At 34.2% G+C, this 20,308-nt stretch carries 14 protein-coding genes and 1 rRNA gene; 9 read left to right on the forward strand and 6 right to left on the reverse strand.

The window, feature by feature from the left end; genetic code table 11:
• Positions 1-546 precede the first annotated feature (546 nt).
• Positions 547-3,732: ribosomal RNA gene (locus NEF87_RS01840) — 23S ribosomal RNA — on the reverse strand.
• 303 nt (positions 3,733-4,035) lie between these two features.
• On the opposite strand from NEF87_RS01840, the gene NEF87_RS01845 reads away from it, so the two are divergent.
• A complete protein-coding gene (locus NEF87_RS01845) occupies positions 4,036-4,251 on the forward strand; it encodes a hypothetical protein (protein ID WP_371804315.1) in 216 nt (71 codons plus the stop codon).
• 307 nt (positions 4,252-4,558) lie between these two features.
• Here NEF87_RS01845 and NEF87_RS01850 read toward each other — a convergent pair whose 3' ends face one another.
• Entirely contained in the window at positions 4,559-6,592 is a 2,034-nt protein-coding gene (locus NEF87_RS01850; protein ID WP_457918383.1) for a tetratricopeptide repeat protein, read from the reverse strand.
• Positions 6,593-6,837: 245 nt separating this feature from the next.
• Here NEF87_RS01850 and NEF87_RS01855 point away from each other — a divergent pair, with 245 nt between their 5' ends.
• The 4 genes from NEF87_RS01855 (at position 6,838) to NEF87_RS01870 (ending at position 11,052) form a co-directional block, all read left to right on the forward strand.
• The gene (locus NEF87_RS01855) at positions 6,838-8,199 is read left to right on the forward strand and encodes an FAD-dependent oxidoreductase (protein ID WP_457918384.1); all 1,362 of its coding nucleotides are present in this window, start codon (positions 6,838-6,840) and stop codon (positions 8,197-8,199) included.
• Positions 8,200-8,374: 175 nt separating this feature from the next.
• Positions 8,375-9,286 (forward strand): site-specific tyrosine recombinase/integron integrase, encoded by a 912-nt coding sequence (gene xerA / locus NEF87_RS01860; RefSeq protein WP_457918385.1) that lies wholly within the window; start codon positions 8,375-8,377, stop codon positions 9,284-9,286.
• 68 nt (positions 9,287-9,354) lie between these two features.
• The gene (locus tag NEF87_RS01865) at positions 9,355-10,200 is read left to right on the forward strand and encodes a DNA-3-methyladenine glycosylase 2 (RefSeq protein ID WP_457918386.1); all 846 of its coding nucleotides are present in this window, start codon (positions 9,355-9,357) and stop codon (positions 10,198-10,200) included.
• Between the two features lie 108 nt (positions 10,201-10,308).
• Positions 10,309-11,052 (forward strand): hypothetical protein, encoded by a 744-nt coding sequence (locus tag NEF87_RS01870; protein ID WP_457918387.1) that lies wholly within the window; start codon positions 10,309-10,311, stop codon positions 11,050-11,052.
• Here NEF87_RS01870 and NEF87_RS01875 read toward each other — a convergent pair whose 3' ends face one another.
• Entirely contained in the window at positions 11,053-11,472 is a 420-nt protein-coding gene (locus NEF87_RS01875) for a secondary thiamine-phosphate synthase enzyme YjbQ (RefSeq protein ID WP_457918388.1), read from the reverse strand.
• Between the two features lie 500 nt (positions 11,473-11,972).
• Here NEF87_RS01875 and NEF87_RS01880 point away from each other — a divergent pair, with 500 nt between their 5' ends.
• From NEF87_RS01880 to NEF87_RS01890, 3 genes are all read left to right on the forward strand, one after another.
• A complete protein-coding gene (locus NEF87_RS01880) occupies positions 11,973-13,004 on the forward strand; it encodes a hypothetical protein (RefSeq protein WP_457918389.1) in 1,032 nt (343 codons plus the stop codon).
• A 104-nt stretch (positions 13,005-13,108) separates the two neighbouring features.
• The gene (locus NEF87_RS01885; protein WP_457918390.1) at positions 13,109-14,311 is read left to right on the forward strand and encodes an HD domain-containing protein; all 1,203 of its coding nucleotides are present in this window, start codon (positions 13,109-13,111) and stop codon (positions 14,309-14,311) included.
• Positions 14,312-14,777: 466 nt separating this feature from the next.
• A complete protein-coding gene (locus NEF87_RS01890; protein WP_457918391.1) occupies positions 14,778-15,542 on the forward strand; it encodes a hypothetical protein in 765 nt (254 codons plus the stop codon).
• Between the two features lie 108 nt (positions 15,543-15,650).
• Here NEF87_RS01890 and NEF87_RS01895 read toward each other — a convergent pair whose 3' ends face one another.
• Positions 15,651-16,190, reverse strand: coding sequence for a hypothetical protein (locus NEF87_RS01895; RefSeq protein WP_457918392.1), 540 nt, complete (start codon positions 16,188-16,190; stop codon positions 15,651-15,653).
• A 157-nt stretch (positions 16,191-16,347) separates the two neighbouring features.
• On the opposite strand from NEF87_RS01895, the gene NEF87_RS01900 reads away from it, so the two are divergent.
• The gene (locus tag NEF87_RS01900; RefSeq protein WP_457918393.1) at positions 16,348-17,721 is read left to right on the forward strand and encodes a glycosyltransferase family 87 protein; all 1,374 of its coding nucleotides are present in this window, start codon (positions 16,348-16,350) and stop codon (positions 17,719-17,721) included.
• Positions 17,722-17,767: 46 nt separating this feature from the next.
• Here NEF87_RS01900 and NEF87_RS01905 read toward each other — a convergent pair whose 3' ends face one another.
• Positions 17,768-19,369 (reverse strand): phytoene desaturase family protein, encoded by a 1,602-nt coding sequence (locus tag NEF87_RS01905; protein ID WP_457918394.1) that lies wholly within the window; start codon positions 19,367-19,369, stop codon positions 17,768-17,770.
• Positions 19,366-20,304: an SDR family NAD(P)-dependent oxidoreductase gene (locus NEF87_RS01910; RefSeq protein ID WP_457918395.1), complete on the reverse strand. Its 939-nt coding sequence runs from the start codon at positions 20,302-20,304 to the stop codon at positions 19,366-19,368. Before NEF87_RS01910 ends, NEF87_RS01905 begins: the two co-directional genes overlap by 4 nt.
• Positions 20,305-20,308: the final 4 nt, after the last annotated feature.

The raw sequence follows: 20,308 nt of genomic DNA on the forward strand, positions 1-20,308 counted from the left end.
CTATCGTTATAAACTTAAGTTTAAGAATTGGCAGGTTAACTCAGAGAGTTTACCTGCCCGTTGCTTCGTTGTAACTACATCGGTCCCCCTACTGTGTAAAAGGACTTCATATGTTTTCCCAAGTCGATGGAAAGGAGTGTTTCATATCAATGGCTATGCCGTGATCCACACTCACGCCGATAAAGACATGGGTTAGGTATAAGTGATGACTCACTTACAAACTATATAATCACACCAGCTATATAAAGATATGCAAAGGTAAAGATTAAATAGCATGCATCCGCACCTGATGATATCAAGTTTACAAAATTGGCAGATTAGCAGAATAGAATAAGAAGTTTACTGAAGGAAAAGTCTATTTTAAGTTTTGTCCCAAAACAGCCCAAGCGCTTTTCGAAGAAAGAGACACTTTTTCTTGGGAGGGGATAAATAAGGAGGAGAGAGTAAAATCAGTCCATGGCAAAGTCCTGTTGTACCATTGTATTAGCTCTGTATGAAATCCGGTTCCTTGGCTGATTCAAAGCCAGGGTCCATATGTTCCTTTTCCAGTCCAAACACTCGCTCTATTGAGATCGGCCGGCTACGCACGTCGCAAAAGCTTCGTGTTTACACCGCCTGACTCACCTACCCCGTCTTTTACGGGTGAGCTCGTCTTAATCATGCGGTTGCTGTCACCAGCCCCCGCCCATAATCCTTTGCCGGCAATACTACTCCACGCGGCAACGCAGAGGTTCTCTTACCGGCCAGTTAATTATTAAAATAGTTAAGAATGGGAATCTAGTTTCGAGGCATCCTTCATGCTTAGATGCTTTCAGCATTTATGATTTGCCGCGTAGCTGTGGGGCATGCTCTGTCGAACAACCCCTCACCAGAGGCGACCGCGCGTTGTTCCTCTCGTACTGGACGCACGCTGCTCTCAAATTCCCAACAACACCGTTAGATAGAATCCGACCTGTCTCACGACGGTCTAAACCCAGCTCACGTTCCCTTTTAATGGGCGTACAGCCCCACCCTTGGACATTGCTGCATGTCCAGGATAGGAAGAGCCGACATCGAGGAAGCAAGCCGCAGGGTCGATATGAACTCTTGCCTGCGACAACTCTGTTACCCCCAGGGTAATTTTTCTATCACCTTTACCACCTACTAAAAGATTGTAAAGGATCGTTAAGCCAGACTTTCGTCTCGGGACCCCTTGCTGTCGAGGGTCCCATCAGGCCAACTTTTGCCTTTCCACTCTTCAACGGATTTCTGTCCCGTTTGAGTTGACCTTAGGGTACCTTGGATATCTTTTCCAAGGTCTGGCGCCCCACCGAAACTGCCCACCTGCACGTGTCCTCGGAAGCGTCTTCCGAGTTAGACATGCCCCTTTACAAGGCTGGTGTTCCATTATTGCTCCATTGCACCCGAAAGCACAATATCTACGCTCCCAGCTACACTCTGCATGTAAAAGAGTATGTCAAGAACAAGCTGCAGTAAAACTCCATGGGGTCTTCTCTTCCCAACGGTGTGTGACGGACCGTTCGCCGTCCTGTAGGTTCACGGAGTAGAATGTTGGGACAGTTACCACCGCGTTGATCCGTTCATGCACGTCGTTACTTATACGACAAGGCATTTGGCTACCTTAAGAGAGTTATAGTTACTCCCGCCGTTTACAAGAGCTTATTCCCGTTGAACCGGGTATTGACTGACTTGCACTGGGCAGGATTCACTTTCTGTACACAACCTTTCGGTCTTGCAGAAAGCTATGTTTGTATTTAACAGTCGGGTGGTACTAGTTATTGCAACTTAGAATCCCTCGCCTAAGCAAAGATTCCAAGCAAGCGTTCTTCCGAAGGTTCCGCTCCATTTTGCCGATTTCCCTAACAATCTGTATTTCCACACGCCTTAGGCTTCTCACCTTAGGTACACCTGTGTCGGTTCTGGGTACGTCTTGAAAGTTCGTTACTAATTTGCTTTTCAGTGGGAATAAGAGTCGCCTCAGACCTCCCACAATAAGGTGGCTATTCATGCTTTAATCTGGTTCTCGCCGCAAAGGCACACCCCAGATGTATACATTTAAACAGGAACGACAGTCCTGCCTGAGCTATCTTCTTCCGTCACAAATCAGTCGTTCGTCACCGAATACCTACCTTCCAAGTACAGAAATATAAATCTGTTTCCCTTTCGCTCAAGACGGTTAAGAATGAGCTTAGGAACGACTAACTCTTGGCTAACGACGTATTGCCAAGAAACCCTTGACCTTTCGGCGGATACGATTTTCACGTATCTAAAATCGTTACTACTGCCAGGATCTGCACTGGAGAACGATTCATAGGACTTTACAGCCCTACTTTATCTCGAACCCCACGCCCCTCTACCGGATCATACACACTACTGCGTATGCCCCTCGGTATCGGTGGTAGACTTGAGCCCCGTCCATTTTCTGGGCCAATTTTCTTAGCAAATGAACTGTTACGTACTCATTATAGGGTGGCTGTTTCTGAGCCTACCTTTTTGCTGTCTTAGAAAATTGACGCCATTCGGTTTAACACTTAGTCTACACTTAGGGACCTTAACCGAGGTCTGAGTTGTTTCTCTCTCGCCACCCACGCTTACCGCGGGTAAGCCGTCTCCCATAGTCAACAAAGATTGCAGCTTCGGAGTTTAAGAGGCCGGCGAAGATTTTACTCTCCGTACCAAGCGAATTAGTGCTCTACACCACAATCATTCTCGTATGAGGCCTGCCTTTGAGCAGCTTCGAGGGGAACCAGCCATCCTCGGACTAGATTTGGCTTTTCCGCCTAGACCCAGTTCAACTCAACGAATTGCACGTCAGAACGATATCGGACCTCCATGCTCCTTTCGAAGCACTTCGCCCTGACCAGGCCTAGATCGTCCGACTTCGGGCATTACATCAGTGACTATAGGCGCTTTCACACCGCACCCCTGGACCTATCTCTTCAAAGTTGAATTCCACCGGCGCACCGGTAAAACCACAACTAAGTGTAATAATAGGCTTGCGGGTGTATTGGTTTCCCTGCGACTTCGGGGATGATCCCCTTAATCTCGCCACTAACATAAGCTCCCTGGCTAATGTTTCTAGAATAAAGAAGCAATCCTGATCCGCTCCACTCGTCTCCAAGTTCACACAAGGCGACTTCGAAGAGCATTATCTCTTTCAGACCGCTTCAGTCTTAACTGTATAGTTTCAGGCACTTTTCACAACCATTCCTGGGTGCTTTTCATCTTTCCCTCACGGTACTAATACGCTATCGGTCTTGGGTTATGTTTAGGTTTACCTGTTAGTATCAGGTACATTTGCACGGAAAAACTATCCCGCGCTACTCAGGATACTCGCCATAAGCCACTTGGATTACGTTTACGGGACTGTCACCCTCTACGGTCTAACATTCCAGAAAGGTTCAACTTCTCCAAGGAGGCTCGACACGAGTCCGTACTCCACATCTCCACACAGTTTCCCGTGCGGATTCGGTTTGACCTATTCCGTTTTCGCTCGCTGTTACTCACGGAATCGCTATTGCTTTCTTTTCCTGCGCTTATTATGATGCTTCGCTTCAGCACGTTCCCTCTCCCTGACGGGAGTATATTAACATTACTTAATATATGATGTCACATTGGGGCATCCCCGGATCAAAGGTTACTTGCACCTACCCGGGGCTTATCGCAGCTTGTCACGCCCTTCATCAGATACCAAGCCGAGACATCCACTATACAGCGTTGGCGTATGGACCTTAATCAGGAACGAACCCTGATTACTTATCTGAGACGAATTGTCTCGAACGGTCTTCATACTACTTCGTAGGTTATCAAAATCGTTGGGAGACTTTTGATAACCTGGAATTTTAATACAATAATTAATTGTTTTTGACTTAATATGCATTTCACGATCTAGTTACTTTGCATATATGTGTCGGTACAACATGTTATCCGAATTGAATGCTAATTGTAGTTCAAAAAGTAGAAGTGTACAAATTTAACACGAACATTGGATCACTTTAACCTGATCAGATGTTACAAAACGAATAAGACTTTGCCATGGGACCAATGTTCATGCGTAAACGCATGCTGAACGGAGATTCGCCCGGATATTCCGACTATTCCAATCAAACTGAGTGGTGTTCTGTAACAGAACCAATAATCAGACCGATGCCTCAACGTTCCCATATCAACACGAGATCGATGTTTTTGGCTTGTTGTCGGTCAAAACATCGTCGCACTTTTGATATGCTTTTGAGATTAGATCGAGTTTGATAACTAAATCTAAGATAATAAGAGGTCTCTAATATTTAAAGTTAATCAGTCATCGGGCGTAAAATTTAAATTAATCGCTACAACGTCGTAATTCTGCAACATTGCATATAAGCCTTATGGCTGAAAAATTATTGTCGAAAAAATTGAATATATCTACTGAAGATTTAATAACACATGCGCATTATTTTTGATCCAAGACATGAATCCAAAGATTTACCAATATTTAGATAACATAAAAGAAAATTATTTCACAATATGAGAAGAATATACTTAGAAGTTTGATACAATGGAAAAATAAAAATGAATTTCATGAAAAAATTCCATTAAATATCAAGTCAATATTTAGTTTTTGCTCGTCCGAACGAATTATATTTTCATCTAAATCTAACTCATTTAATTTTTCAGAGAAACTTATCATTTTACTACGGATTTCAAATGTATCAGTATCACAAATCAATGCAAGCAACATATTTGAATGATACTCCAATATGATATTCACATCATCATGTTGAATGGATTTTAAGTGGCCAGAAGATTTAGAAGCAAAAATTGAACTACTAAAAGAAGAAATTGCACTGATCAACCCTGAAATAACTAGTTCACTGGCACTAAAGTGGGTATCCAAGTAATTAGAATATAAAGGTAACCCACTTTTACTTAAAACGAGCAATCCATATATTTCATAATCAATTTTCTTGGAATTGTCTGCATCAATATTTGAAAAGGAAGAAGAGAGTAAATTGAATGAATTTTGTAGGATTTGATTCCGATCTAATGATATATTCGATTCTCTTTTTTGACTTTCAATCTCATTTATTTTTTCTTCAACATCCTTGGGATCCTTTTCCATTCTATTAACTAATTTTAAGCAATCGGCCAAAATATCAATTGCTTCATCATAATTTTTGTTCAATTCTTCAATATTTACTTTTAATAATAATGCTTTATAGTGTAGGTCATAAAAACTCTGTTCTTTTGATACCATAATGATATTATCAAGAAATTTATTGACATTTTCTAAGGAGTCTGCATTTCCAGCTTCACTAAAACGTTTTAAATATAATTCAGCCATATATATCTGCAGTAAAATTTGTTTAGCAATATCTCTTGCATTAATTGCTTGATTTAAAGCATTCATATAATTATCATGTGCCAAATTGGTTTGATTTTCCATTTCTGCTAATTTTCCTGTATAGAAAAAAAACGCAAATTGGACTGGATAAATAGGATTATTATCCATTAAGGGTTCTAAAATAGATAATTGTTCTTTCAACTTGTTTTTGTTCTTCTTAACAACTAATAAATTCATGTAGGTCTTTCGAACCTCGCTATTGATATATGAATTCTCAATACTCGGATCAAGCATTTCAATTGCTTCTTGAATGTATTTCATTGCTAAATCAAGATTATTCTCCTTAATGTAAAGTGAACAGAGATTATTATATAATACAATAAATGAATTTGTTTGATTCGCGCGATCTGAAGTTTCTTCGAGAATTTCAAGCGCATCTAAAGCATTTTTAATCGATTTTTTTAATTCTCCTCGTTTATTGTAGATTTCAGAAATATTAGACAAAGCAACAAATTCCATTCGATTATTGCCAATAAGCGCAACAATTTCAAGCAACTTACCGAAATATGCTAAAGCAGCATCAACATCTCCTAAATGAGATGAATAAGAGCCTATGGAATTTAAGGCAATGCATTTTAGGACAGGAGCATTAATAGTGTTTGAATAATCTAAAGCTTTTTTGACATAAATGCCGGCCTTTTTTATTTTCCCTGTTGTCCAAAGATTCCAACTATAAAATCCAAGAAATTGGGCAAAAATCCACTGAATTAACGGATCTTCTAAATGAGAATTATGAAAATTAGTTATCTTTTCTTCAAGCTCTTGAACTTTTGCTGAATTATTTAGTGTCAGATAATTGAAGAATTTAAAGCTATAAATAGTCATTATGGCAGCATTTCCTTCAGGATCGTGCTCTGGAGTAATCTTTTCAAGTATATTATTTTGATTTTCAGCTATCAATTTTGCCTCATCTGTTGTGTTTGACCCGAGAATCATACATTTTGTAAGAAGATCATCTGATGTTAAAGTTTGAACAAAGGAGTTATCTTGAATTAAGAAACTTAAACGAATGGTTAACCGCAATAATTGTGTTATTTCTTCTGATGACAGAAATGCAGGATTTTTCTCCGTTTCCTTCCAGAAATTTTGGACGATATTTATGAGCTCTATAATTGAAGAGGGTTTTTTCCGTAAGATTTTTTTATTCAGTTTTTTTGATACCCTTTCCGAAATTTTGCTTGAAAGGAATGAATAATCTTGTAGAATCACTTTATTATATGTTCTTCTAATTCTAATGATGAGCACCCATTATATTTCATAAATATTTTGAAAATCATTATGCTATGGTTCTTATGAAGTTTTAATGCTAATAGGTTTCTTTTTTCAATTGATAAGTTTTTAGTCTATCTGATATAATTTTGTAAATAATTATTACTTATTCTACTTTCTTTTAACTTAACATAGATAAGATGGTTTTATATTTATTTAAAACAGATTTAAAGTAGGTATTGACTATGAAAACAATAATAATCGGTGGAAATCCTGCGGGTTTGAGTGCTGCAAGTGCAATTCGGAAAAAACATAAAGATTGGGAAATTGATGTATATGAAAAAGGTCAGTATATATCATATGGAGCATGTGGTATTCCTTACTTTGTAGCAGATGATGTTAAAAATTTAGATAATTTGATGACCCTTACAAAAGAAGGACTGATGGAAAAACGAAATATCCCGGTTCATATTTATCATGAAGTAGTATCAGTTGATTTTAATCGAAAAACGGTTAAAATCAAAGCTATTCAAAATAATCGAGAATTTGAAGAAAAATATGATTATCTTGTTATTACAACCGGAGGACAATCCAGTACTGAAAAAATCCAAATTCCAAATAACATTTTAACACATTCACGATTATTCAAAGTCCACACCCTTTCTCAAGCAGCAAAATTGAAAACTTTTCTGCAATCAACTAAAGTTGAAAATGTTGTAATTATTGGAAGTGGATATATCGGTTTAGAGATGTTAGAAGCATATGAAGCTCTCAATGTAAAAAAGATCACATTAATTGGGCCTCGTTTAAATTTCCGGACTAAAAGTCAAGATTTTATTCAAAAAGAATTGGAAAAACATAATATACAACTTATTTTACAAAATAGAGTTCAAACTTTGAATCAAATTTCTGATACTTCCTTAGAAGTTCTATTACAAGATGGTACTAAACTCCAAGCAGATGCAGTGCAATTATCTATTGGGGTGATCCCAGCGACTCAAATGTTCAAAAACACGGAATTGAAGACTCTTCCAAATGGTGCAATTCTTGTGGATGAATTTTGCCGAACTAATATTGAAAAAGTTTATTCGGCCGGAGATTGCGCAACTTCATACCACAATTTACTTAAGAAAGATGTATACCTCCCACTTGCTCCAACTGCCAACAAACAAGGTAGAATCGCCGGATCACATATAGCAGGTATCCCTACAAGTCCTTTTCCTGGGATAATCGGAACTTCGGTCTTCAAAGTTTTTGATCTTTATTGTGCTCAAACGGGAATTCAAGAAGATATTGCCAAAGAACTTAGTTATAATGCCACCTCCATAATGATAACAAATAACGAAATTGCCCACTATTATCCAAATGCGAAAAAAATGTCAATTCAACTCTGTTTTGATATCGATACCCATCTAGTCTTAGGAGCAGAGATAACTGCTCCAAGTTCTTTAGGTGCAAAAAAAATTGATGTTTTTGCAACGGCTATTGCAGCTCACATGAAAATTGATGACTTGCAACAGCTGGATTTAAGCTATGCACCACCTTTTGCACCAGTATGGGATCCTATTTTAATTGCAGCAAATATCGCCCGAAAAAAATGTAAGTAATTTTAATTTTTCAATCCATATTTTTCGAAAAAAAAATTAATTACAATTTGACACTTTTTTCATCGAATTGTCCTACATCTCTTCTACGATGTAGTGTAGATAATATCCTCATATACTTGGTGATTTTTAATAAAAATCTCCCCAATACTATCTATACAAGGAATAAATGAAGAATATGCTATTATCCGAAATAATACCCGATTTTCTTATTGCGAAAGAGGTGGAAGAAGGATGTAGTCAGAATACTATAAAGGCATACAACTATGATCTTCAGATCTTGCTGAAACATTTATCCCAAATAGACGTTGATAAAATTCAGATTTTTCATATTCGAAAGGTCTTAAAATATTTCTACGAGAAACAATATTCTAAAAGAGCAATTGCTCGAAAAATCGCTTGTTATAAGTCATTTTTTCAATTTTGCGTTGATAATGAACTTCTTTTAAAAAATCCTATGCGTGCTATTAAGAGTCCGAAAATAAGTCAACAAGAAGCCTTACCGAAATATCTCTCACTTGAGGATATCCAAACCATTTTTGGAATGTTGGACAAATGGAAAGGGACAACCAATCACAAATATTGCAGGTTAAAAGTTATCATTCGCTTAATGTATGCATCATTAGCTCGAATCAGTGAAATTTGCAATTTAAACATTCAAGATATAGATATTTCCAATCGGTCAATTAAAGTTACAGGAAAGGGTAATAAGGAAAGATATATTCCCATAGATTTTACAACAGCGAAATATCTCGCTGAATTCATCAATTTTAGACAAATGGAATCAAGTGAAGAATATACCCCTCTTTTCATTAATTCTCGGAATAAGCGCATAAGTCCTCGAACAATTCAACGAGATTTACAAGAATTAAAAGAACATTTAGGTTTTCCAAAAGAAAAAAAGTTCACACCCCACATCTTTCGCCACTCCGGTGCGACCCACTTACGACAAAATGGAATGGACATAAGCGAACTTCAAGATCTTTTAGGCCATGCTAATCCAAATACAACGCGAATTTATGCAAAAAATGATATTTCCCGCTTGAAAAAATCCTATGATGAATATCACCCCCTAGCCTTAAATTCGTAACCAGGGGTTACCACTAGCTTTTCAGTTATAATCGTTCTTTTTTTTACTTCTTAGATGTTTTGCAATGTGTGATTGAATTATCTTTTGAAAATGAGTTTAACCTAATGAAAACCTTTGAATGCGGTCAGAATTTTCTATTTGAATCTTTTGATAATGGACAAACTTACTATGGTCCCTTTAAAGATCGCATTGTTAAATTAGTGCAAATTACACCTCACATCATAGGAATTGATTCCAATGTCAAGAAAAACCTAAAAAACGAAATGGAGATCTTTCTTCGATGTAAAGATGATTACAATGAAATGTTAAAAGTTATCGCGATTGATGACTTAATGAATGAAGTAATCTCCTACAGTAAGGGATTGAGATTATTAAAACAAGAAGAATTTGAGTGCAGTATTTCCTATCTATTATCCCAATGTTCTAATATCCCCCGTATAAAGCATCATCTCAGACAACTAGGAGAAATATATGGCCAAAAAGTTAGATATGAAAAACGAGAATTTTTCTTGTTTCCAACCCGTGAAGATCTTTTAGATGTTTCTGAAGATACTTTTCGAGAATTGGGATTTGGATATCGAGCCAAATATATTTGGAATTTTATAAACTGTCATCCTGGTTTTTTATTAGAAGAATTTGAGGATTCGGAGGAATTTAATAAAAATTTACAATGCATTGATGGGATTGGAAAAAAAGTGGCAGATTGCATCCAATTATTTGGATATGGAGATGTTACGCATTTTCCAGTAGATATCTGGATAAAACGATTTATGATTCAATATTATAATGAGGGAAAAAAAGCATCTACAAAGATTCTTAGTCGTTTAGGGCGTCAATTATTTAAGAATTGGGCTGGATATGCGCAAGAATTCATCTATTATTACGCTAGAAAGAACATGAAAATAGAAAACTAAAATTTTCTTCTTTAGTTTTCAATTAGAACATTGTTATTCGGTTAATTAATTTGACCAAAATACTGCCATAGTCTTTTTAAAGATTTAATAGCTTATACAATTGAACCTATGTATATCTGTAAATCCGAAAAATCAGCCACTATTACGCAATTAGAGCTGTCAGATTATTTTTCTGAAGGAAGAAAAATAGTATTTGACATGGATAATGAGCGAGAATCTAAAAAGGCAACTCGGATTTTAAAACCAAAGGGATTAATTAAAAAAAGAAGAAGAAATGCAAAAAAAGTCAAACCTCAGAAGCAAACAACTATGGCAGATATGTTTGGAACGAAATTGAACAAGAGTAGGAAAAAAAGGAGTTCAATCAAGAAGGAAACCAAAGATCTCAGTAAAAAAATCCCTCAAATAATCAAAAAAGAGACAAAAAGTATTGTAAAACCAAGTTCTACAAATCAAAAAATTGAACCAAACCCTCAACCAGAAATTAAAAAAGTAGTTCAACCCAAATTGAAGAAAAAAACAAAATCTATTCCTTCAATGACAAAACCTTTTGTGGATTATGATACTATCACTAAATTTGGTCAAGATGGAGATGTTGAGATCACTTGTCCATTCTGTTCTGACACGATGTTCTTTTTTTATGATGATTTAGAGGGAAAAAATATACGGAATACCCGGGTGTGTTCGTGTGATGCCGTTGCTCGAATCAGTACACGACAATATAATAAAAAAATCTTCTTAGACTTAGGATTGAAGGAAGAACATAGTAAATTAATCAAATCATTTGAAAACGACCTACAAGATGAGTATGGTAATCCCATTTTTACTTTTGCTTTTCAAAACCAGATCTAATTACGCTTCTGTCCAAATTGAAACTTGAATATTTCGAGTCCGTGGACCATCAAATTCACAAAACATAACTCCCTGCCATAATCCCAGTTGAAGTTTGCCATTTAGAATGATAATTTGTTGATGGAACCCCATGAGAGAGGCTTTCACATGAGCATCCGAATTTCCCTCAACATGCAAGAAAGTTTGTTTTTGAGGAATAAGATCAGTCAGAATAGACATAAAGTCAGATTTAACGTCCTTATCAGCATTTTCATTGATAGTTACTCCGGCAGTTGTATGAGGGATAGAAATATGGCAAATTCCATTCAATGATGTTTGTTCGTTTTCTTTAGCGATTATTTTTTCAATTTCATTAGTGATATCAACCATCATTTCATGTTTTGTTGTAATTATTGAAAAATTATAGTTAGAAAAAGGCATATTTAGATATATTGTTAAAATAGAAATGAAGTTTTGGAAAAAGACCTCAAATATTCTTGAAAATCATTTTTTGTAATTCCTTAATGGTTTGTTAGAATATTTCTGATAATTTTGTAAAAAAGTGGATACAAATGATAAATCTATTCTAATACTCTTACCAGAATCGATTTCTATGGAATTGAAAAATTTGAAGGGAGGGGGGAAAGATAAAAAGTTTAAAGGAATATGAAGGAATTCCACTACATATAGCAGAATATAACGCCATTGTAGATATAGAAAAGGAATTAGGACGCCCGATCCCATCTTCAACAAAAACAAACTTTATTAATGGATTTGTTGCAGAGAATGGATCTATAATATTTCTTGGTATTGATCATGAAAAATTAAAAAAAATCCCTTCTTCTATTCAAAACCTGACTAACTTAGAAATTTTAAATCTCAGTTATCTAAAATTAAAGACTTTACCAGAAGAAATTGGCAATCTTTCAAAATTGATCCAGTTGAATCTTGATAATAATCAAATCGATAAATTACCTGAAAGCCTTGGAAATCTCACTAAATTAGAACAATTAGATTTAGCCTATAATAACTTACACACTTTACCAAATTCTTTTGGAAATTTAACTAATCTTCACAAACTCATTTTAACAAAGAATACTATTGATATAGAACTCAATTTTGAAAATTTGAAGAAAGTTTACAAAAAAGGCTGTGAAATCGAACGACAGACGGCATTTAAATGGACTGGTGCTAAAATTCAGAATTATCTTGTCAATTCTGGAAAAACTCAAGAAGAGTTATTCGATGATCTGTTTCAAATGGATGATCTGCTTTCATTTAATGAGCTCTGTTCATCCATGCATATGGTTGAAGATGATCTTGAACTAAAATGGAAGAGTAAAGATACTGAAAGAACGAAATGGGAAGAAAATGAAGTTTTTACAGATGGTCGGGTTGAACGAACTCAAAAAGAATATGAAGATTATAGTTGGGCTATGTTCTACCAAGACGTGCCACTGGTCATTGATGATTATGAAGTACTTATGCTGTTGGAAAGTATCTTGAATATGCCCGTTCCTGTTGTGGATAGTGCAAAATTGAATTTCGGATTTGTTTCAGATGAAGGTAGGATTATTGAATTGGGACTCTATTATACTGGAATTGTAGAAATTCCAGAAGCTTTAGTATTATTGAAAGAACTCCAGCTACTCGATTTGGGAAAAAACAATATTAATTTGATTCCAGAATGGATTTCCTATCTGACTAATTTAAATTCACTAAATTTGGAACAAAATAATCTTTATTCCCTACCGATTGAACTCGGAGAACTCGAAAATTTAAGCTTTCTAGATCTTAGCCATAATAATTTAATATCACTCCCAAATTCGATTGAAAACTTATTCGGACTACAATATTTAAATTTACAAGATAATTCATTGAATTTTGAACAGCTATCTGAGATTCTGGAAATGCACCGACGAAGAGGATGCAAAATTGAAACAATTAGGGCTTTTAAACTCCTAAACACATAGAATGAAACAATATTCATATCAATTTATCGAATAATGTCGAAAATACTTGTTTTATATTAATTAGAAAGATTTTTGGGGATCTTCTTCTAAAAGTACTTAAGTAAATGCAACTTCTTCCCGATCTTGTAAATCGTCTTAAGAGAGAAAATCAAGAAAAAGAAAAAAAAAATTTTGGTCCCTACGCATATTTCAGTGATAAAGCCCAACGTAAAGTGAAAGAAATAAATGGATATCGCTCATACTTTACAAGGGATGCCGATCGGATCAATCATAGCCTATCCTTTGCACGTTATTTTGATAAAACCCAAGTATTTTTCTGGTTGCAAAGTGATATTCATCAAAAACGAATGCTCCATGTTCAGTTAGTTTCTAAAATTGCTCGAGAATTAGCGGAGGTTTTTAAATTAAATACTTCATTGGTTGAAGCAATCGCTTTAGGTCATGATATAGGCCATGTACCCTTTGGGCATGATGGAGAAGAATTGTTAACTAAAATAACCGAACAAAAAGGAATTGGTCAATACCATCATAATTTTGGAAGCGTTTGGTTTTTACAAGAAGTGGAAATGCAAAATCTTACACTCCCGGTCTTGGATGGTATACTCGGCCATAACGGGGAAAATCATCAAGGTAAATTATATCCCGCTTCTACAGAATTAACTTGGACTCACTTAGAACAGGATCTTGAAAACTTGAAATTAGGAAAAATTAAAGACCCAGTCCCCAAAACTATGGAAGGAATTTTAGTTCGATTTGCGGATACCATTAGTTATATCTCTAGAGATGTAATGGATGCCCAACATTTAGGTATTTTGTCATTCAAAGATATCCCTGAATCAGTAAAAATTCAGTTGGGAAAATCTAATCGGGAGATTATTAATTCTTTAATAACGGATTTAATCCAAAATTCTATTGATCAACCCTATATTTCCTATAGTGAGGCAACTAATGCTGCTTTGCAAGATTTATACAAGTTTAACTTGAACCATATCTATTTACATCCGGATAAATTGCAACCTCTACCAACAATCGATAAAGCCATGCATCTACTTTGGGACCATTATTACGATGATTTAATCAATGAACGTTTAGATTCTAAAATTTTCAAAGATCATTTATTCCTAAATCTCAACCAAATTCGGACCCGACGTCCTGAAATTAATTCTTTAGAAAAATATCCTTACTATAAACAGCCGCCGGAGATTATTGTTCGTGATTTTATTGCAGGAATGACTGACCAATTTTTCTGGAGCTTATCTAGTTCATTAGATCCCACATTAGAATTTGAACGAAAAATTGTTTATTGAGTAACACATGAAATTTTCCCTTGATGTTAAAATAAGAACTTCAAATACTTGAAAATTCATAATTTATTGATTTTTAGAAAGGAAATGTACTTCCTTCGGTATATTGTTAAAGAAAAAATTGTGTAATCGTCCAGAATTATAAAATTACTCAATAAAATCCAACTTTTCTCCTGTTTTTTTCCAAAAACATATATTTCCCCTTAAGATATTTTTTCAGATGAATATAATAGTAAAAGTCTCTTTTCGTATGTCCTATCAAGATTAACAGCAACGGAGATATATTCGATCGTTAAATGAAAAATTTACTTCTAAAAAAGACATAATCTATTCATTAGAAATATTATAGTCGACCTTCTGGAGTTAAAATTCAAAATATAATATAAGAATAAAATAGAATCAACACTTTTGAATATATCATGACGGAAAAAGGAGGTATAATTAAATATTTTAACAAGTAATTAGTATTATGTTAGATCTCAGCACAAATCATATAATATCAATTGTAATTTCCTTTTTAGTAGTTGGAATTGGATATGTTATATCACTTTTCATTTTTATGAAGTACGTGAATAAAAGAAAGAATATTGTCTTATACTTATTTATGACAGCATTCTTTTTAATAACTGCAGCGTTAATCGATCCAATTGTATTGTTGGTATCCAGAAATCAGTTAACATTAGAATTGGCAGATATTATGATTAATAAAGGTGCATCTATTTCATTTTCGTTGACAGCAGTAGCGAACATATTTTTGTTATTATTTCAAAAGGATGTTTTTTATCTTAATAGAAAATCAACTTTAATAGGGGTTTTAATTGTAATTGAAATTTTTATTGCAATAATAACTCCAATCTTAGGACTCATGAGTATAGATATCTTTATTTTGCTTGTTATTCATTTGCTTACAAGTTTCATAATTTATGGTAATCAAGCACAAAAGGCAAATCAAGTAAGCAAAAAAAGTGTTAGTAGAGAGGATGTAGTTGGAAAAAAAGGATTAAGTTATTTAAAATTCTCTGGGATAGTTTTAAGCTTCGTTCTAGTTTCATTTATTTTCCAAGAAATAATTAGAATGTTCAAAGATTTCTTTATTCCAATTGGATTAATTGATGAGTTAGGTTGTTCACTTTTTGTACCCCTTGCTTGGCTATTAAGTCTAATTGGGCTTTATTGCATGTATATTGGTTATTTAATGCCTGAATGGATTAAAAAACGATGGGAAAAAAAGTAACTGCCTAATTAGCCTAATTTCATCTTCATAAAGAATAATGGCCTTTTTACTTAGATCAACTTAATTCAACCGATTTAAGTAATGATCTTTCAAATTCTCTAGGCATGATTAGCCGAAAATATAATACATGGAAAATCCGATAGTTGAAACGAGCATTACTACAAGTAAATCTCGACCATTAGGCCAATTATACCGTTTTCGTAACCTTACATCCAATAAAAATGAACTACCGTATACAATCAATATTCCAATGAGAAAGGGTGTTACTTCTCCAGGAGGAACAAAATTAGGGATACCAGCAATATACATATATAACCCAGAGATTAAAAGAGGAGGATGCATAGTGATTCTTTCCACAAAAAGCCATCTTCGGTTCTTCTTCCAATAAGTGCGTTTTTTAAATTTACTATAAAAATTATAATCCCATACCGATGTGAATATCATTGCAGGAAAACACACGGCAATGATGACATTAAATATTGCAGATTGTAGATTGAATATAAGCATCATACAGAAGTAATAATTGACTAATCTACTTACATAAAACCGGCGAAATTGCAATTCTTCTCGTAATTTGTATAAACTTAACCAAATTCGAAATAGAAGAAATAAGCCTCCAAAAATGGGGATCAGTACTTGTGTAGCCATATTTAGATTACCTGAAAGCCATATTCATAATAATTTTAAAAAAACTTTTAAAATTAACTGCTGAATTCAATATTTAGCAGTTTAATTTTTCATATAGTCGGAATAATCTATGAAATAATTTATAATTTGAGTAATAAATCTTTACATGTAATAAAAAATGATTGAAATAGAAACGATGAAAAAAAAGATTTCACCCAAAAAAAATCTCTTTTGGGAAGATATCAAAGGTGAGTTTAAGTTATTAAGGAAAAGCAATGTACTTTGCTTTGGAATTGTCTTAAATGCAATCTTTGTTGTACTTATAATCCTTTTATTCATCCTGTCAGAATATTCTGAAAAAGTAGATCTTGCATTCATGTCTTTCGATTTTCGGATTTTTTATACATCCTTTAGTTTAATTCGCTCAAATCCATCTGCATTATACACGTCTCAGCAGTATGAATTTCCTTTTCGCTATCTTCCAATCTTTTCTTACATGAACTCTTTTATTTCTTTAATTCCTTATCCGATAGCATTTATAATTCACACTTTGATAATGGAAATACTGCATATATTTTCATTTGTTTTATTTCTTGTCTTATCTAAGCGATTTTATAATGTTGAATTTAATTCAAAACGAAGAAAAAGTTATTTACTAATTGGAATCGTTGCTCCGCTTCAAGTTCCGAATTTAGCATTCGGACAAATTTCTGAAATTTATATTTTACTAGTTCTTTGTAGCATTATTTTAATAGAAAATGAAAAAATCGAACGTTATCAGATTCGAGGGGCAAAGTTTTTATCGGGATTTTTGATTGGCTTAGCAAGCTTATATAAACCATTTGGAATTCTATTAATTCCTTTATTGCTTAAAGGATCTATATCATGGAAAAAGAAAAAGTTTCAAATCTCTTTCAAATCTAGTTTTATAGCATTATTGGGATATATCATGCCAATACTTCCAAATATATTTTTCTGGGTTATGTATCCTAATTTATTGCAAGATTTTATAAAGATAAATCAATCTGCTCAAATCTTAATTTATCCAAGTACAAGCATCACACGAGTTCTCGGATTATTACCTAAATTTTTAAACTTTTCAATTTCTCAAACCATCTTAATGATTATATTAGCAGCCATACTTTTTGGGTTCATATATGGAATTTTCCTTATAATTCCTTTACACAAACGAAATTATTCAATGTTCTTTGGATTGAGTCACTTGATTTTGTTAATAGTCTATCCCGATTCTTGGTTTCTATATTTCCATATTTGGTTTTTTGTTGCTTTGCCTGGAATTTTGAACATTGAAGATGCCCTTAATAGAAAAGCAGACAATTTAAAACAAAAACAAAAACAAAAAATGCTGACTTCATCAAAAATAATATTCATTATTTGCAATTATGGTATGGTTTACTTTACCTTAGGAATTGTTATTGCAATGCTATTAACAGAGATTGATATTATTTTTCCAATTTTACTACTAATCCTTTTATACGTAATTCTCTGGCAACTAATTCTTTTTCTAAAGATTCCAGAAGAAACCAATTGATGCAGAATTAATACAAATTATCTCAAAAGTTTAGGAAAAAAAAAATTTATTTCTTCTTTTTCAAAATAGATTGAGCAGCATGCCAACCCGTCAAAATTGCAATGGGAATTCCGGAAGGACTATACGCCCATTGCCCTGCTTTCAATACGTTTGGAATAGGTGTGTTAACAGAATTAACCATTTTTTTGAGGTCATTTACAACAGGCACTGGTGTTTCAAATGACCATCCGGTAATTCCACCTTCTGAACTCCCCACAATTCTTGAAATATCTAAAGGTGTTGAAGAAAATTGAAATAGAATTTTATCTTTTATTCCAGGATATAATTGTTCACCAAGCGTATCCAAAATACGATTCTCAACTTCTATTTTGAATTCATCATACCAACCTGCTTCATGTACTTTTTTTATTAAGTCATATTCAAAGAGGAAGCTAAAAATAATACCAGTTTTTCCTTCTGGTGCTAAAGAAGCATCCCTGAGGGCAGGAATTGATATTTCATAAGTATTTAATTGACAATATTCGTCCAACCATTGCAATAATTCTTCTTTCGACACATTTTCAAAATTTGTCAGTATAGATTGGAGTTTAGATCGAAATAACTCATTGAGACCTTGTTTTGAAGGTGTATAAAAGAAGTGTCCATTAGATATAGAAGCAAATTTTGCAGGAATCTCATCCACTCCAATCATAAATGAAAAGATAGAATCCCCTCCACGGTGAGAAAGATACTTTTCATTATGGGCAGCAATATTTTCGGAAATGCTCGCATCTAGATTTTGAGGATTGATAATTTGATATAAGGTTTTTAAATCGGCACACCAAATGAGATTGTCATATTCGTAGGAATTACCGAGGACATCTAATATTTTTTGCTCAGAAGGAATAATTTTAGAGATTTGTGTGTCAAATTTGATCTTTCCCCCCCACTCAAGGATTTTTTTTCGAATTGAGTTAGGTAATTCCCCTGTCCCGCCTTTTGGATAAAAATAATCAAGGTATACATAATAGTAACCTAATGCAAAGAAAGTAGGTGTCTTTTTAAAGAAATGCTGATCAATTATATCAATGAGCGAGCGATTTGAGGATAATTTGTGTAAAAAGGATTCAACGGGTTCATTCAAGCGACTTATACGGCGAAGAGTAAAAAAGAACTTTCCTACCCATGGAAGTAGTTCTTTAAATATGAATTGCTTATCATGTTTTAAATCTCTAAAATAAGGATTATCAATTCCATATAATACTCCCATATCCTTCAAAATCTTTTTTATATAGACAAAAATTTTACTAATATCTTTGAGACTTTCGGGATAGAGTTTCTCTAATAATTTTCGGTAATCTTCCAAACGATCGAGGGAATCAAAATTGATTATTTCATTTTCAATCCCAATTGAGACAGGACTATCAATTAAGTCAAGTTCAATTCCAAGATCCCTTAACATAGGACGTACGATTCCGGAGTTTTCAATAGATCTTGCTCCAGCATCAAACAGAAAACCATCTCGCTCAAATGATGTTAGAAGCCCTCCACATTCATTATTTTTTTCAAGTAAAAGAACATCCATTCCAGCTTTAGATAAATATGCCGCCGCTGTTAAACCAGCCATTCCTGCCCCAACAATTACAACTCGAGAATTTTGAGAATTCATTCCATCCCCACCAATTGCAAACTTTTATCCCATAGTCGTTCCGCCATATCCATATCTAAGGCAGGAGGTGCAGGTTCTTCTTCAGTGGTTAGGTTGAAAAATTTACCACTCTCTGTTTCAATATCTTTTGACACACCAAGATAATATAACGATTCTGCTGAAATCTTGGGCGATTTTGCGGAAGGATTGATAAAATGGTGTTTGAAAAACCGATAAAGTTTGCCATTATTTTCTCCCATATTTGTTTTCACATCACCAGGATGCATAGCATTTATGGTTACACCACTATTATTGAAATATTCCTTAAATTTGAGCATTGATAGAAGTTGGGCAACTTTTGCAGATCCATATCCTTTCAAACCAGTGTACCTGTGTTTTTTCCAACGAAGATCATCAATTTTCAGCCCAGAAATGGCAAAACGATGGCCCTCCGAATTAACAAATATGATTCTTGCATGATTTTGAGCTTTCAATTTATCCTTAAGCATATAATTTAAAATAAAAGAGCCAAGGTAATTTACTTGAAAAACAGTTTCAATATCATCGTCAGTAAATTTTTTCTTTGTCAAATAAACGCCTGCATTATGAATTAAAACATCGATAGTTTGATTTAGAGCCAAAATATCAGTAGCCACCTTTTTTATTTCTTCAAGATGAGTAAAATCTGCAATTTTATAATTACATTCAACCCCATATTCTTGTTTAATTTCTTCGCACAAATTGATAGATTTTTCTTCATTTCGATTTATACAAAGGAGGTTAGCACCTTTTGATGCGAATTTAATTGCTGTGTGATATCCAATTCCCGTTGTTGCCCCAGTAATAAGCACTAAGCGTCCAGTGAAATCCTCTTGACATTCAATAGGATCCACCTTATTATTCCGTAGCATCGCCCGAATATTTGACCATTTATACTCTTTTAAATATTTATTCATTTTA

The sequence above is a fragment of the Candidatus Lokiarchaeum ossiferum genome (genome assembly GCA_025839675.1).
GTDB lineage: Archaea > Asgardarchaeota > Lokiarchaeia > Sigyniarchaeales > Promethearchaeaceae > Lokiarchaeum > Lokiarchaeum ossiferum.

Coding starts and splice junctions, on each gene's coding strand:
- NEF87_RS01845 (WP_371804315.1), top strand. CDS start 4,036: ATGGGACCAATGTTCATGCGTAAACGCATGCTGAACGGAGATTCGCCC.
- NEF87_RS01855 (WP_457918384.1), top strand. CDS start 6,838: ATGAAAACAATAATAATCGGTGGAAATCCTGCGGGTTTGAGTGCTGCA.
- xerA (WP_457918385.1), top strand. CDS start 8,375: ATGCTATTATCCGAAATAATACCCGATTTTCTTATTGCGAAAGAGGTG.
- NEF87_RS01870 (WP_457918387.1), top strand. CDS start 10,309: ATGTATATCTGTAAATCCGAAAAATCAGCCACTATTACGCAATTAGAG.
- NEF87_RS01875 (WP_457918388.1), bottom strand. CDS start 11,472: ATGCCTTTTTCTAACTATAATTTTTCAATAATTACAACAAAACATGAA.
- NEF87_RS01885 (WP_457918390.1), top strand. CDS start 13,109: ATGCAACTTCTTCCCGATCTTGTAAATCGTCTTAAGAGAGAAAATCAA.
- NEF87_RS01890 (WP_457918391.1), top strand. CDS start 14,778: ATGTTAGATCTCAGCACAAATCATATAATATCAATTGTAATTTCCTTT.
- NEF87_RS01895 (WP_457918392.1), bottom strand. CDS start 16,190: ATGGCTACACAAGTACTGATCCCCATTTTTGGAGGCTTATTTCTTCTA.
- NEF87_RS01900 (WP_457918393.1), top strand. CDS start 16,348: ATGATTGAAATAGAAACGATGAAAAAAAAGATTTCACCCAAAAAAAAT.
- NEF87_RS01905 (WP_457918394.1), bottom strand. CDS start 19,369: ATGAATTCTCAAAATTCTCGAGTTGTAATTGTTGGGGCAGGAATGGCT.
- NEF87_RS01910 (WP_457918395.1), bottom strand. CDS start 20,304: ATGAATAAATATTTAAAAGAGTATAAATGGTCAAATATTCGGGCGATG.